At 66.8% G+C, this 16,567-nt stretch carries 3 protein-coding genes; all 3 read left to right on the forward strand.

Annotated features, from left to right (window positions below; genetic code table 11):
• Positions 1 to 16: 16 nt before the first annotated feature.
• Entirely contained in the window at positions 17 to 796 is a 780-nt protein-coding gene (locus NFW30_RS03620; RefSeq protein ID WP_295351450.1) for a BPSS1780 family membrane protein, read from the forward strand.
• The gene (locus NFW30_RS03625; protein WP_295351453.1) at positions 793 to 1,503 is read left to right on the forward strand and encodes an RDD family protein; all 711 of its coding nucleotides are present in this window, start codon (positions 793 to 795) and stop codon (positions 1,501 to 1,503) included. The genes NFW30_RS03620 and NFW30_RS03625 overlap by 4 nt, the downstream gene beginning before the upstream one ends.
• Before the next feature lie 492 nt (positions 1,504 to 1,995).
• The coding region (locus tag NFW30_RS03630; RefSeq protein WP_295351458.1) for a hypothetical protein at positions 1,996 to 16,567 on the forward strand (14,572 nt) is incomplete at its 3' end.

Here is a 16,567-nt window from a genome sequence, read left to right on the forward strand (position 1 = left end):
CGGCGCGGGGGGCGCGATGAGTATCCAGGACAATCCATTTCAGACGCCGGTGGCGCGCCTGCAGGACCATGGCGAGCTGGTCGTAGGCGATTTCCAGGGCGGCGGTCGCCTGCTGCCGCTCAGCCACGGCTACCGCTGGCTGCAGAGGGGCTGGGAACTCTTCCGCACGGCGCCGGGGACCTGGATCGGCATCGCGGTCGCCTGTCTGGCGGTGTTGCTGATCCTCGGCAGCATGCCGTTCCTGAACGTCGCCGTGAACCTGCTGGCGCCGGTGTTCATCGGCGGACTCAGCATCGGCTGCCGCGCCATCGAGGACGGGGAGGGCATCCGCTTCTCGCACCTGTTCGCCGGTTTCTCGCGGCGCCCGGGTACGCTGCTGATGGTGGGCCTGCTCTATCTTCTCGGCCTGTTGCTGATGGCCATCATCATCGGCGTGGTTGCCGCGCTGACCGGGGCGGTGGCCGTCGGCGCGGCGGACGGTGCGGGCGGCGAGGCGGCGCTGTGGACCTTCCTGCTGTCGCTCGGTGTGATGATCCTGGTGTTCACGCCGCTGGCAATGGCCGTCTGGCTGGCGCCGCCGCTGGTCGTACTGCACGACTTTTCGGCCAGCCAGGCGATCTGGACCAGCCTGCGCGTCGCCTTGCGCAACTTTCCGCCGTTCATGGTCTATGGCGTCCTCGTCCTGCTCCTCGCGGTCTGCGCCAGCCTGCCGCTGCTGCTTGGCTGGCTGCTGCTGCTGCCGGTGATCTACGCCTCGCTCTACGCCGCCTATCGCGACATCTTCTTCGCCGAGTGACGGGCAGCGAGCGTCTGGATACGGTGCGCCGGCTGGCGACTCCCGAGGGTTGCATCATCGACCTGCGGCTGGCCGGTCCGGTGGTACGCGCGCGTGCCTGGCTGGTCGATTTCCTGATCCGCTTCGCTGTCTGGCTGCTGCTGGTGGTCGTCGCTTCCCGACTCGGCGACTTCGGCGCCGGCCTGCTCCTGCTCGCTGCCTTCCTTCTCGAGTGGATCTATCCGATCGTCTTCGAGATCTGGTTTCACGGGCAGACACCGGGCAAGAGGGCCTGCGGGCTGGCGGTGGTGCACGACGACGGGCGGCCGGTCGGCGGCAACGCGGGGTTCATCCGCAACAGCTTGCGCGCCATCGACTTCCTGCCGCTGTTCTATGCCACCGGCTTCATCAGCAGCCTGCTTGACGCCGACGGCAAGCGGCTCGGCGATCTCGCCGCCGGGACGCTGGTGGTGCATGTCGGCAGTGGCCGCCGGCCGCCGATGAGCGCTGGCAGCGATGTCGGCAGCGAGCCACCGCCATGCGCACTCAGCCGTGAAGAACAGCTGGTACTGATCGAGTTCAGCCAGCGGGCGCCGCTGCTGACGCCGGAGCGGGCCGCCGAACTGGCGGCGGCAGCCGGTCCCTTGCTGGCCGGCGTCGATGGCGAGGCGGCACCGTTACGCCTGCAGCGCATCGGCAGCTTCCTGCTCGGCAGCCGCGCGGGCTGAATTCGCCTCGCGGTCGCCGGCCATCACCGTCGGCGCCGGGCACTGACCGACGCAGAGGAATCGCGTCACCGAAGCACCGTGCGCGGTCGCCCCTTCCCTGACGGTTCGTTCCCCTCGGGTGCAGGCGTCGTCTGCCGCTGCCCGGCGGCGCCGAAGGCGGCGCTGCAGCGCTCTGCCGGCAGCATCCCGGGCGCCTGCCATCCGCCGGGGAGGCAGCCTGCCGTCCCCCTTCCTCTCGGCTGTCCTGCCGGCAGGCCGTGTTTGCGAACTGGCACTGTCCGGGCTTGCGCCGGTACCGTCATCAACCTGTCGGGTTTTTTTACAGTTATACCGTTCCGGCTGATGAGGTATTCGCTCATAGTCTGATTTAATGGTCGAGCATCGATTGGGCACGGATCTTGCGTTGCGACGCTCATTCGAGCAGAGGGTTCGCGGAGCGGCACGCACGGACTCCAGAGCACTCCAGAGGTTGGCCTTTTAAGGGGATTGGTGATGAAAGTCTTCGGTGAAGAGCGGGTAAATTCCTATTTCTCCAACAGCCAGTCGGCTCCGGCCATGGCGCCCCTCGCCGGTGGAGGCTACGTCACCACCTGGGTCTCGAACAATCAGGATGGCAGTGTCGAGGGAGTTTACGCCCAGCGGATGGATGCCAACGGGGTCGCCATCGGCCCCGAGTTCCGGGTCAATACGACCACCGGCAGCAACCAGACCGACCCGAGGATCGCCGCGCTCTCCGATGGCGGCTTCGTCATCGTCTGGTCCGACGATGGCGGCGCCGACGGCAGTGGCTGGGGCATCTATGCCCAGCGCTACAGTGCCGGCGGCGTGCCGCAGGGGGGCGAGTTCCGCGTCAACACGACGACCTACAGCACGCAGTATCAACCCAGCGTGGCAGCCTACACCGGCGGCTTCGTGGTCACCTGGGCCAACGCTGCCGGCAACGTGGATACCAGCAGTTATGGCGTCTTCGGCACCCGTTTCGACAATGCCGGCAACGTCGTGCAGACGGGTGGGCAGAACGAGTTCCAGGTCAACACCTATACCACCAGTCACCAGTGGGAACCTGACGTCGCGGCCTATGCCGACGGCAGCTACGTGGTCGTGTGGCGTTCCGAAGGTCAGGAAGGCGATGGCTATTCGGGTGTCTACGGACAGCGCTACGCCAGCACGGGCGCCAAGGTCGGTGGCGAATTCCACGTCAACACGTATACGCCGACTTACCAGTTTGCGCCGCGGGTGGCGACCCTGTCCGACGGCGGCTTCGTCGTCGTCTGGCAGTCGCGTGACCAGGACGGCGGCAGTGACGGGGTCTACGGCCAGCGCTACGATGCCTCCGGCAATGCCGCCGGCGGTGAGTTCCGCGTCAACGTCGCGACCGCCAACGACCAGGGCAATCCCGACGTGACCGGCCTGTCCAGTGGCGGCTTCGTCGTCACCTGGTACAGCTACTTCGTGCCGGCGGAAGGCAGGTATTACGAGATCTACACCCGCGAGTACGACGCCGCCGGGCTGCCGGCCAGCGGCGAGCAGAAAATCAACACCTACGACAACGGCAGCAACGCACAGATCCAGCCAGTGGTGGCCGACCTCGGCAACGGCAACTACGTCGTGAGCTGGTCCTCCTACAACCAGGATGGCAGCAATTACGGCATCTATCAGCAGATCTTCGGCGACCCGGCCGATTTCAGCCGCCAGGCCGATCCGGTTCTGGCGGACTTCAGCGGGACCGTCAGCTTCGGCGAGAACCTGGTCAACGCCGGTCTGCAGGTGCTCGATGCGGCGGTCAGTCTGACCGATGCCGACTCGGCGGACTTTGACGGCGGTCGTATCGAGCTGTACTACGTCAAGGCCGGCGCGGCCGCCGAAGACCAGCTGGGGGTGGTGCATGAGGGCACCGGACCCGGCCAGATCGGCGTCGCCGGTGCCACCGTCAGCTACGGCGGCACCCCCATCGGCACCCTCAGCGGCGGCAGCAACGGCGCCAGCCTGATCATCGACCTGAACGCCAGCGCCACCCCGAACGCCGTCGAGGAACTGATCCAGCGCCTCGGCTACGGCAACAGCAGCGGCAACCCCGCCCTGACGCGCGAGGTGGGCATCCGCGTCTCCGACGGCGACGGCGGTTCGACTTTCGGTGGCATCATCACCATCAACCTGACCCGGGAACTGGACGGGACTCCGGCCGCTTACGGCGAGGAGCGGGTCAACACCTACACCACCGACTACCAGCACAATCCCGAAGTGGCGCGCCTGGCGGGCGGCGGTTACGTGGTGGTGTGGACCTCGCGCAGCCAGGATACCCCCAGCGACGCCGACGGCATCTATGCGCAGCGCTACAACGGCAGCGGCGTGGCAGTGGGGCCGGAGTTCCGCGTCCCGACCCTGACCGGTGCCAGTCAGGAATACGCCCACGTGGCGGGTCTTTCCGACGGCGGCTTCGTCGTCACCTGGCAGGACAGCGCGGGCTACGACGGTTCCGGTTCCGGGGTCTTCGGCCAGCGCTACAATGCAGCTGGCGTCGCCCAGGGCGGGCAGTTCGTCCTCTCGAGCTACACCGCCAACAGTCAGTACCACGACGCCGTGGCCGCCTACAACGGCGGCTTCGCCGCGGTCTGGAGTTCCTACAACCCGGCCGACGGCGGTTATCACGACATCTATCTGCGCCGCTTCAACAACGATGGTACGGCGTTGGACGGCAGCGGACTGCTGGTCAGCACCACCCCGGGCGACCCGGCCGACCCCCAGAACAGTCACCAGTACCTGCCCGACATCGCCACCCTCAACGATGGCGACCTGCTCATCGTCTGGCGGGACGATGGCAGTAACGACGGCAACAGCCATGGTGTATACGCCCGCCGCTTCGACGTGGGCAGCGGCACGTTCGGCAACACCTTCCTGGTCAACACGCGCACCGACGACGCTCAGTACGAAGCCCGGGTGGCTGCCCTCAGCGACGGCGGCTATGTCGTCGTCTGGCGCGAGAACAATCAGGACGGCAGCGGCTCGGCGGTGATGGCGCAGCGCTACGCGGCCAATGACGCAAAGGTCGGGGCGGCCATCCGGGTCAACGAATACACCACCGGCAGCCAGTACGAGCCCGACGTCATCGGCCTGTCGACCGGCGGCTTCGTCGTCAGCTTCTTCAACGACAACAACGGCCCCGACGGCACGCCGAACAACGTCCACGTCCGCGAATACGACGCCCAGGGCAAACCGGTGGACGGCGACCGGGTGGTCAACACCACCACCAGCAACAACCAGCACCAGGCCGCCCTGGCCGACCTGGGCAGCGGCAACTACGTGGTGGTGTGGCGCTCCGACTACCAGGATGGCTCCAACAGCGGCATCTACCAGCAGTTGTTTGGCGACACAGCCGAACTGCCGCGCTCGGCCAACCCGGATCTCGCCGACTTCACCGGCACCGTCGGCTTCAACGAGAACGCGGTCAACGCCGGCCTGCAGATCATCGATGAATCGGTCGGACTCACCGACAGCGATTCCGCCAACTTCAACGGCGGCCGGCTCGACCTGTACTACCTCACCGGGCAGGCGGCCGAGGACCAGCTGGGCGTCGTGCACCAGGGCAGCGGTGCCGGCGAGATCGGCGTCTCCGGCAACACCGTCAGCTATGGTGGCACCGTCATCGGCACGATCAGCGGCGGCGGCAACGGTGCGAATCTGCGCATCGACTTCAGCAGCGACGCCGCTACGCCGGATGCGGTGGAGGCCCTGATCCAGCGCCTCGGCTACGCCAACACCGACTCCAGTCCAAATGCCAGCCGTAGCCTCGGCCTGCGCGTTTCCGACGGCGACGGCGGCAACAGCATCGCCAACGTGCTGACCATCAACCTCACCCGGGAACTGGACGGCACCCCAGCTGCCCACGGCGAGGACCGGGTCAATAGCTACACGGCAGATCACCAGCAGAACCCGAACGTCGCCACCCTGGCCGACGGCAGCTATGTGGTGACCTGGATCAGCCAGTATCAGGACGGCAGCTCCTGGGGGATTTACGCCCAGCGGTTCAGCGCCAGCGGCGTGGCGGTGGGGCCCGAATTCAAAGTCAACAGCCTGACCGGCGGCGAGCAGAGCTGGCCGCACGTCGCCGGCCTGTCCGGCGGCGGCTTCGTCATCACCTGGCAGGACAGCAACGGCCATGACGGTTCGGGCTGGGGCGTTTATGGCCAGCGCTTCGACGCTACCGGTGCGCCCGCCGGCAGCCAGTTCGTGGTCAACACCGTCACCAGCAGCACCCAGTACCACGACGCCGTCGCCGCCTACAGCGGCGGCTTCGCCACTGTCTGGTCGTCCACCCAGAGTGGCGGAAGTAGCCAGGACATCTACGTGCAGCGCTGGGACAATTCCGGCAACAGGATCGGGCCCGAGGTCCGGGTCAGCACCAACCCCGGCAGCGGCACCGCCCAGGCCGGCAACCAGTACGTACCCGAGGTGGCCGCCCAAGCCAACGGCAACCTGTTCGTCGTGTGGACCGACGACGGCGGCAACGATGGCGCCGCCGACGGCGTCTATGGTCGCTTCTACCATGCCGGCACGACCACCTGGAGCGACACCGTCCTGGTGAACACCACCACCTCCGGCTCGCAGGGCAACGGTGCCTCCGGTGACTACGAGCCGAACGTGGCGGCGCTCGCCGACGGCGGCTTCGTCGTCGTCTGGCCCTCCAACGCCAACGACGGCAGCGGCTGGGCGGTCATGGGCCAGCGCTTCACTGCCGGCGGCACCAAGGTCGGCGGCGAGTTTCAGGTCAATGAGTTCAGCAGTGGCAACCAGTACCAGGTCGACGTCATCGGCCTGTCTACCGGCGGTTTCGTCGTCGGCTTCTATAACGACAACCCGGAACCCACCGGCACCTACTACGATGCCTACATCCGCGAGTTCGACGCCAGCGGCATGGCGGTGGACGGCGACCGCAAGGTCAACACCTACAACGGCAGCAACCACTACCAGGGCGAACCCGCCCTCGCGGATCTCGGCAACGGCAACTACGTGGTCACCTGGACCAGTCAGTACCAGGATGGCTCGGGTTCCAGCTACGGCATCTACCAGCAGCTCTTCGGCGCCACCGCCGAACTGCCCCGGCAGGCGAACCCGGACCTGGCCGATTTCACCGGCACGGCGACCTTCGACGAGAACGCGGTCAACGCCGGCCTGCAGGTCATCGACTCCGCCGTCAGCCTGACCGACAGCGATTCCGCCAACTTCAACGGCGGCCGCCTGGACCTCTACTATCTCGCCGGGCAGGCGACGGAAGACCAGCTCGGCGTCGTCCATCAGGGCACCGACGCCGGCCAGATCGGCGTCGCGGGCAACACCGTGAGCTATGGCGGTGTCGCGATCGGCACGCTCAGCGGCGGCAGCAACGGCAGCAACCTGCGCATCGATTTCAACAGCGATGCCGCGACCCCCGAGGCGGTCGAGGCGCTGATCCAGCGGCTCGGCTACGGCAACACGGACGTCAGCCCGAACGCCAGCCGCAGCCTGGGACTGCGCGTCTCCGACGGCGACGGCGGCAGCAGCATCGCCAACGTCCTCGACATCGTGGTCAACGACCAGGTCGACGGCACGCCCAAGGCCCACGGTGAGGACGGGCGCCTCAACACCCACGTCAGCGGCAACCAGTACACCGAGGGCATCGCACGGCTCGCCAGTGGCGGTTACGTCACCATCTGGCGCAGCGACGACGCCCAGGACGGCAGCGGCAGCGGCATCTACGGCCAGCGCTTCAGCGCCAGCGGCGTCGCCGTCGGCCCGGAGTTCCGCGTCAACACGGCGACGACCGGTGATCAGCTCGAGGCCAGCGTCGCTGCGCTGTCGACCGGTGGCTTCGTCGTCGCCTGGACCAACCGCGCGAGCAATGTCGACGGCAGTTCGTACGGCGTCTACGCACAGCGCTACAACGCCAGCGGCGTCGCCGTCGGCCCCGAGTTCCGCGTCAATACCGTCACCACCAACGACCAGGCACAGCCGAGCGTCGCCGCGCACGGCAGCGGATTCATCGTCACTTGGTACTCCAACGGCCAGGACGGCAGCGGTTACGGCGTGTACGCGCAACGCTACCTCAACGATGGCAGTGCCGTCGGTCCTGAGTTCCGCGTCAACACCACGACCAGCGGCAACCAGTACGAGCCGGCAGTCGCCGCACGCAATGACGGGTCCTTCGTCGTCGCCTGGCGCTCGGACGGTCAGGACGGCAGCGGTGCAGGCATAGTCACGCAGCGCTTCGACAGCAGCGGCACCAGGCTTGGTCCCGAGGCCGTCGTCAATGCCAACACCGGCGGCAATCAGTACGAGACGCGGCTGGCGATGCTCGACGGCGGCGGCTACGTCGTCGTCTGGCGCGACGACAGCCAGGACGGCAGCGGAGCGGCCGTCATGGCGCAGCGCTACGACGCCGGCGGCGTCGCACAGGGCGGGAATTTCCGGGTCAACGAGTTCACCAGCGGCAATCAGTACCTGTCCAGCGTCACCGGGCTGTCCGGCGGCGGCTTCGTCGTCGCCTTCTACAACGACAATACGGGCCCCGACGGCACGTCCGCCAACGTCTATCTGCGCGAATACGATGCAGCCGGCAATGCGCTCGATGGCGAACGCCTGGTCAACACCTTCACCTCGAGCACGCAAGCCTATCCGGCCGTTGCCGACCTCGGCAACGGCAACTACGTCGTCACCTGGGCCTCCTATACGCAGGACGGCAGTCTGTATGGCATGTATCAGCAACTGTTCGGTGATCCCGCCGAACTGCAGCGGCAGGCCAACCCGGTGCTCGACGACCTCGTAACCAGCCGCACGCTCGGTGCCGCCCAGGCGGTCACGGCGCAGTTCATCGATGCCGACGTGCAGGTTGCGGACAGCGATTCTGCCAACTTCGACGGCGGCAGCCTCTGGGTCTACTTCAGCTCCGGTCAGCTGGCGCAGGATGTGCTGGCCGTCAACGACGAAGGCACGGGCACCGGCCAGATCGGCGTATCCGGCAGCGACATCAGCTACGCCGGCACGGTGATCGGTACCTGGGCCGGCGGCAGCGCCGGCGCCCCGCTGGTCGTCAGCTTCAACGCCAGCGCGACAGCGGCGGCAGTCCGTCACCTGGTCGAGAACATCACCTATCGCTACAACGACGTCACCGCTCCCAACGGCAGTCGCAGCGTGGCTTTCCGCCTGTTCGACGGCGACGGTGGCGCCTCCGAGCCGGTCATCGCCACGCTCACCATCCAGGCGGCCAACCCGACCGCCGCGCTCAGCCTCACCGATCTGGAAGCCGTCGTCACCCTCGGCGAAGCCGCCGCCCAGCTCGGCGCGGTGCTGGACGACAACGTTGCCGTCACGCAGGGCGCCAATCCGGTCACGACGTTGACCGTGTCCTACCTTTCCAGCACCGGTCGCGCCGACGACCAACTCGGCATCCGTCATCAGGGAACGAGCGCCGGTCAGGTGGGCGTGTCCGGCAGCGACATCAGCTACCAAGGCGTCGTCATCGGCAGCATCAACGCCGCCGACACCGGCGCCAACGGCGACCAGCTGGTGGTCAACTTCAATGCCTCGGTGACCGCGCAGGCGGTGGAGCGGGTGATCGAGAACCTGCGCTACCAGACCACCAGCGACGGCCCTCTGGCCAGCCGCAGCATCCAGGTCCAGATCCGGGATTCGGCCAGCGCCACGGCGTCGCAGAACCTGGTGATCGACATCACCCCCGAGGACGAGGGCGTGCAACCGCTGACCAGCGACGAGCAGGTGAACACCTACATGCCCGGCGACCAGTACTACCCGCGTGTGGTGGGTCTGGAAGGCCCCAACGCCGGCAGCTACGTGGTGGTCTGGCGCTCGCCCACCGAGGACGGCAGCGGCACCGGCGTCTTCGCGCAGCGCTACAATGCCCAGGGCGTGGAGGTGGGCACCGAGTTCCAGGTCAACACCTATGCCAGCAACGACCAGGCCGAGCCCATGGTCGCCAGCCTGGCCAACGGCGGCTTCGTCGTCGTCTGGCGCAGCGAGGGCCAGGACGGTTCTTCGGGCGGCGTCTACGCGCAGCGCTACGACCTGAATGGCGCCCCGGCGGGAAGCGAATTCCTCGTCTCCACGGCCGTCACGCAATACGACCAGACGCATCCGACCGCCCTTGGTCTCGCCAATGGCAACTTCGTCATCGCCTGGGCGGACCAGTATCGGGACACCAACAACTACGGCAGCTTCGCCAGACTCTACGCGGCTGATGGCACGCCCGTCGGCGCGGATTTCCAGCTCAACAGCTACCTGCCGAACCAGCAGTACACGCCCTACCTGGCGGCGCTGAAGGACGACTCCGCAACCGCTGGAACGGACGAGAGCGGCTTCATCGCCGTCTGGCAGTCCAGCGGCCAGGACGGTTCCGGCTGGGGTGTCTATGCGCAGCGTTTCGACCTCACCGGCACCAGGGTGGGCAGCGAATTCCGCGTCAACACGAACACCAGCAGCAACCAGGCCAACCCCGACGTCGCGGTACTGGCCAACAGCCGCATCGTCGTTGTCTGGCACGATGACTCCAACAGCAGCGTCCGCGGCCAGCTCTACACCGCGGCCGGGGTGACTGTCGGCGGCGAATTCACCGTCAGCACCAGCGACTTCGACTCCTCCTACGGCCAGTGGCCGCACGTGACCGCCCTGCAGGGTGGCGGTTTCGTCGTCAGCTGGGACGGACATGCGAGCCCCAGCGACAGTGGCTACGGAGTCTACGCGCAGGAGTTCGACGCCAGCGGCAACAAGGTCGACGGCCCCTTCTCGCTGAACAGCAACACCGCCAACAATCAGCACTACCCGGATGTCGCCGCCCTCACCGGCAACAACTTCGTCGCCGTCTGGATGAGCAACTACCAGGAAACCGATGGCAACAGCAGCCACGGAGTCTTCCAGCGGGTGTTCGGCACGCCGGGCAGCGTCACCCGGCAGGCGAATCCCGAACTGCTGGACCTCGAGACCGCCGTCAGCTTCAACGAGAACGACGTCAACGCCGCTGCCCAGCTTGTCGATCCGGGCGTTCGCGTCGTTGATGGCGACTCGACCAATTTCGACGGCGGTCGTCTGGTGGTGAGCGTCATCACCGGCTATGGCGCCGCCCAGGCCTTCGACCCCGCCGCCCACCAACAGGACCACTTCAGCGTGCGTAACCAGGGCAGCGGCGCCGGCCAGGTGGGTCTCGCCGGCAGCACCGTGAGCTACGGTGGCACGGCCATCGGCAGCGTGCTGAGCAACGGCCAGAACGGCGTCGATCTGGTGCTGCAGTTCAACGTCAGCGCCACCGCCGAGGCGGTCGAAGCGGTCATCGAGAACCTCACCTACCGCAACAGCTCGAGCAACCCGACCGCCAGCCGCACGGTATCGATCGTCGTCTCGGACGGCGACGGTGGCCAGAGCGCACCGCGCACCATGACCATCGACGTCGCTGCCCAGACCGACGGCGCCGTGGCGCTGCTGAGTCAGGAACAGCGCGTCAACACCTACACCACGAGTGACCAGATCGAACCGATCATCGCCGCCCTGCAGGGCGGCAACGCCGGTCAGTACGTGGTGGTCTGGGAATCCAACGGCCAGGACAGCGACGGCTGGGGCGTGTTCGCCCAGCGCTTCGACGCCAACGGATCGGCGATCGGCCCCGAGTTCCAGGCTAACAGCTACACGCCTGATAGCCAGCACAGCCACTCGCTGCTCGGCGTGGCCGGGCTGTCCACCGGGGGCTTCGTCGTTACCTGGGACTCCAATAACCAGGATGGCTCCTACTACGGTGTCTACGCGCAGCGCTATGGCGCCGACGGCCAGCCGGTAGGCGGCGAGTTCCTGGTCAACACCGCCACCAACTACCACCACCAGTTCCAGGCGCAGGTGCTCGGCCTGAACGGCGGCGCCTTCGTCATCGCCTACACCGACTACAGCAACGCCGACGGCAACGACTACGGTGTGCGGGTGCAGCACTACGACGCCGGCGGCGTCGCCCAGGGTGCGCCGTTCACCGTCAACACCTATGTTTCTGGCAACCAGTCCTTCCCGCAGTTGGCCAGGCTCGCCGACGGCGGCTACGTGGTGGTGTGGCACTCCAATGGCCAGGACGGTGACGGCTGGAGCGTCCAGGCCCGGCTGATGAATGCCAACGGTGCGGTCCGCTCCGCCGAGTTCCAGGTCAACACCTACAACATCAGCGATCAGTCCAACCCTGACGTGGCGGTGTTGAGCAATGGCGACTTCGTGGTCAGTTGGGTCAGCAACAACGCCGGTCTCGGCGGCTGGTCGATCATGGCGCAGCGCTACACCGCGGCAGGCGTCAAGATCGGCGGCGAGGTGCTGGTCAACGACGGCCCCACTGCGCCCAGCAATGGCGACACGTACAGCCGCATCAGCGCGCTCGGCAATGGCGGCTACGTGGTGGCCTGGAGCGACAGTTCCGGCGTCAGCGGACACGACAGCTTTGCGCAGCAGTTCGACGCCGCCGGCAACAAGGTCGACGCGCCGCTGCTGTTGAACAGCACGACCAGCAGCACGCAGTACCGCCCCGACGTGGCGGGCCTCGGCGGTGACCGCTGGGTGGCGGCGTGGCAGTCCCACGGTCAGGATGCCAACAACACCTACGGCATCTACCAGAACCTGTTCGGCCCGGCCGGCTCGCTCAGCAAGTCCGCTGCCCCGGTCATCAGCGACCTGGCAGCCAGCGTCAGCGTGCTGGAGAACGACGCCAATCTGCCGGCAGGTGTCCTCCTTGACCCGGCCGTCAGCGTCAACGACAGCGATTCCGCCGACTTCGCCGGCGGCCGCCTGATCGTGTCGGTGATCTCCGGTTACAACAGTCTGGGGTCCGACCTGTCGCAGAACCTGCCGACGCAGGACCACTTCAGCGTGCGCAACCAGGGCAGCGGCGCTGGCCAGGTCGGCTTCAACGCCGGCACGGGGGTCGTCAGCTACGGCGGTACGGCGATCGGCGCCATTGTCTCCGGCTTCAACGGCCAGAACGGCGTCGACCTGGTGATCGAGTTCACCGCCAACGCCAACGCCGACAAGGTGGAAGCGGTCATCGAGAACCTGACCTACCGCAACAGCTCCAGCGACCCGGTGCCAAGCCGCCTGGTCAGCGTCACCGTGAGCGACGGCGACGGCACGACCTCCGAGCCGCGCACCGTGCAGATCGACGTCACGCCGCAGGCTGACGCCCCCATCCCGCTGTTCAGCGCCGAGCAGGTCAACACCTACACCACCAGCACGCAAAGCGCGCCCGCCATGGCCAGGCTGGCGGACGGCGGCTACGTCACCCTGTGGCAGTCCAATGGCCAGGACGGCTGGGATTACGGCATCTTCGGCCAGCGCTTCGCAGCCGACGGCACGCGCGTCGGCAACGAGTTCCGGGTGAGCGACTTCACCCCCTACAACCAGACCGAGGTGGCGGTGGCCGGCCTCATGGATGGCGGCTTCGTCGCCGTTTTCCGAGGCCAGTACCGTGATGCCTCGGGCGATGGCCTCATCGGCCAGCGCTTCGACGACGACGGCCTCAAGGTGGGGTCCGAGTTCCTGGTCAACACCACGGCCGATGGCACCCAGCACCAGCCGGCGATCACCGCCCTGGCCGATGGCGGCTTCGCCGTCGCCTGGTATTCCAGCGGCGTGCGCGACGGCCGCTACTACGACGTCTTCTTCCAGCGCTTCGACGCTGCCGGTGTGGCAGCCGGATCGGAAACCCGGGCCAACACCAGCACGGGTTACGAAGACGCCTACCAGTCGGAACCCGCCGTCATCCAGCTCGCCAGTGGCGACATCCTGGTGGCGTGGCGCGGCGAACAGCAGGACGGCTCCAGTTCCGGCGTCTATGCGCAGCGCTTCAGCGCCAGTACCGGCGCCAAGCTGGGCAGCGAGTTCCAGCTCAACACCTACACCAGCGACTACCAGTACGCCCCGAGCATCACCGCCACGGCCAACGGGTTCGTCGCCGTGTGGGTCTCGCGCGGCCAGGACAGTTCCGTCGACGGTATCTATGCGCGCCTGTTCGATCAGGCGGGCAGCCCGGTGACGGGCGAGTTCCGCGTCAACGACACCTACTACAACTGGCAGAATGAGCCCCAGGTGGCCACCCTGGCCAATGGCGGCTTCGTCGTGACCTGGTACGACAACAGCAGCGGCCACCGGATCCTGGCCCAGCAGTACGACGCGCTGGGCAACCGGGTGGACGGCGAGCTGCAGCTCAACGGTCCGGGCACCACCAGCGACCAGGAGCCGGCCGTGGTGGCCTTGGCCAATGGCAGCTTCGTCGTCAGCTGGTGGGGCTACTACGACGCCAGCGACAGCGGCATCTTCCAGCGCATCGTCGGCAACCCGGCCGACTTCCCGCGCCAGACCGCGCCGCAGATCGTCGATCTGGTCTCCAGCGTCACGTTCATGGAGAACCTGATCAACGACACGCCGCAGCTCATCGACGCGGGTGTCGGGCTGATCGATCCGGATTCGAGCAACTTCGCCGGTGGTCGCCTCGACGTGAGCTATGTCACGCCCTACGGCAACGCCAATCAGTTCGACATCCCCGGCATCAACGCCCAGGACCAGCTCGGCATTCGCAACGAGGGCACAGGGGTCGAGCAGATCGGCGTTTCTGGGAACCAGGTCACCTTCAACTTCGGCACCGGCGCCGTGGTCATCGGTACGATCTTGTCGGATGGCGTCAACGGCAAGCCGCTGACGGTGTTGTTCAACGCCAACGCCACGCCTGACGCGGCGGAAGCGCTGATCGAGAACCTGACCTACGCCAACCCGCTGTCCAACCCCGAGCCGAGCCGCACCGTCTCGCTGAGCCTGTCGGATGGCGACGGCGGCGTGACGCCGCCGCGGGCGATCACCATCAACATCACCGCCCAGCCGGATGGCGCCTCGCTGTATGGCGCCGAGAAGGTGGTGAACAGCACAACCGGAGGCACGCAGGAAAATCCGTCCATCGCCTATCTGTCGAACGGCAACTATGTCGTGGTGTTCACCGACACCAACGGCCAGGACACCAGCGGCTACGGGGTGTTCGCCCGGGTCTACGACAGCAACGACAATCCGCTGGGCAGCCAGTTCCAGGTCAACACCACAACCGCCAGCACCCAGTACCAGCCCACGGTCGTCGCGCTGCAGGGCGGTGGCTTCACCGTGGCCTGGGCGGGATACAACCAGATTGCTGGTAACACCGGCTACGACGTCGTCGGCCGCACCTTCGACAACGGCGGCACCGCCACCAGCGCCGAGTTCGCCATCAACCAGAACGTGGCCGGCGAAGTGATCTACGAGCAGTCGATGCCCAATCTCGCCGCGCTGCACAACGGCGGCTTCGTGGCGGTGTGGTATGGCTATTACGAGCAGGCCAGCGCCCGTTACCAAGATATCTATGCCCAGCGTTTCGACGCGGCCGGCGTTAAGGAAGGCGCCCAATTCCGCGTCAACACCAGCACCGGTTTCGAGAGCAGCTACCAGGACAGCCCGCAGGCGGCCACGCTCGCCGATGGTCGCTATGTGGTGGTGTGGCGTTCCAACGACCAGGACGGCAGCAGCGCCGGCGTCTACGGCCAGCGCTTCAACGCCGACGGCACGAAGGACGGCAGCGAATTCCGCGCCAACACCTACACCGCCAACGGCCAGTACCAACAGGACGTGGCGGCGCTGAACGACGGTGGTTACGTCGTGGTCTGGGGTTCCGACAGCAACCAGGACACCAGCGGCTGGGGGGTCTATGGCCAGCGTTTCGACACCAACGGCAATCCCGTCGGCGCCGAGTTCCGCGTCAACTACACCGTCAGCAGCAACCAGTACCTGCCGGCCGTGGCCGGGCTGGCCAACGGTGGCTTCGTCGTCAGCTGGAGCAATGGCGATGAACTCCTGTTCCAGCAATACGATGCCGCGGGCCGCAAGGTCGACAGCGAGCAGCAGGTCAACCCCGACGCGAACTACGGGTACACGGCGGACTCCGACCTGGTCGGCACGCCCGACGGCGGCTTCATCCTCACCTGGGGCGGCTACAACCAGGGCAACAGCACCCACGATGTCTTCCTGCAGCGCTACAGCAACCAGGCGCCACAGGTGCAGGATGTCAACGTGGTGGGCCCGGAAGACGCGGCGATCATCCTGAGCGACGATCTGTTCGCCTCCGGCTTCTACGATGCCGAGGGACAGACCCTGGCAGCGATCAAGATCATCACCTTGCCGGCGTCCGGCATCCTCAAGCTCGACGGTGTCGCGGTCACTGCCGGACAGGTCATCAGTGTGGCCGAACTGGCCGCCGACAAGCTGACCTACCAGGGCAACCCGAACTTCTACGGATCCGACCAGTTCCGCTGGAACGGCAGCGATGGCAACGTCTTCGCCACTGCCTCGGTGTTCACCAACATCACCGTCAACAACGTCAACGACGGCCCGGCGCTGGAAGCCGGCGCCGGCCAGACGGCCAATGAAGGTACCTCATTCGGCCACAACATCTTGATCGGCGATCCCGATCTGTCGGACGTTCATCTGGTGACGGTGAGCTGGGTGGGCAGCGGCGGCCAGACCGGCGGCTACAGCTTCAGCACCGGCTCCGGCAACCCCTCCATCGGGCTGACCCTGCCCGATGACGGCAGCTACACCGTGACCGTGACCGCCAACGACCAGCAGGGCCAGGCCAACAGCATCGAGACCGACAGCTTCACGGTGACGGTGAACAACGTGGCGCCGACGCTGCCGTACATGAGTGGCAACAACACGGTCGAACAGGGCCTGGTCTATACGCTCGACCTGAGTGGGCCGAGCAACTTCGGGCCAGTGTACGATCCCGGCACCGACACGGTGACCGAATACCACATCAACTGGGGCGACGGCACCGCCGTCGAGGTCATCCCGGCGGCGTCCCTGCCGGCGAACGGGCAGGTCACCCACACCTATGCCGCGCCGGGTACGCCGACCATCGCTGTCGCGGTGGTCGACGAGGACGGCACCCACGCCAATGCGGGCACCAAGAGCATCACGGTGACGCCGCCGGCCGAAGTCATCGTCGTCGATGCCGGCGTCGATGCCAGCGTCAATGAAGGTACGCTGT

Origin of the sequence: Accumulibacter sp. (assembly GCF_023806635.1) — a bacterium.
Classification (GTDB): Bacteria; Pseudomonadota; Gammaproteobacteria; order Burkholderiales; family Rhodocyclaceae; genus Accumulibacter.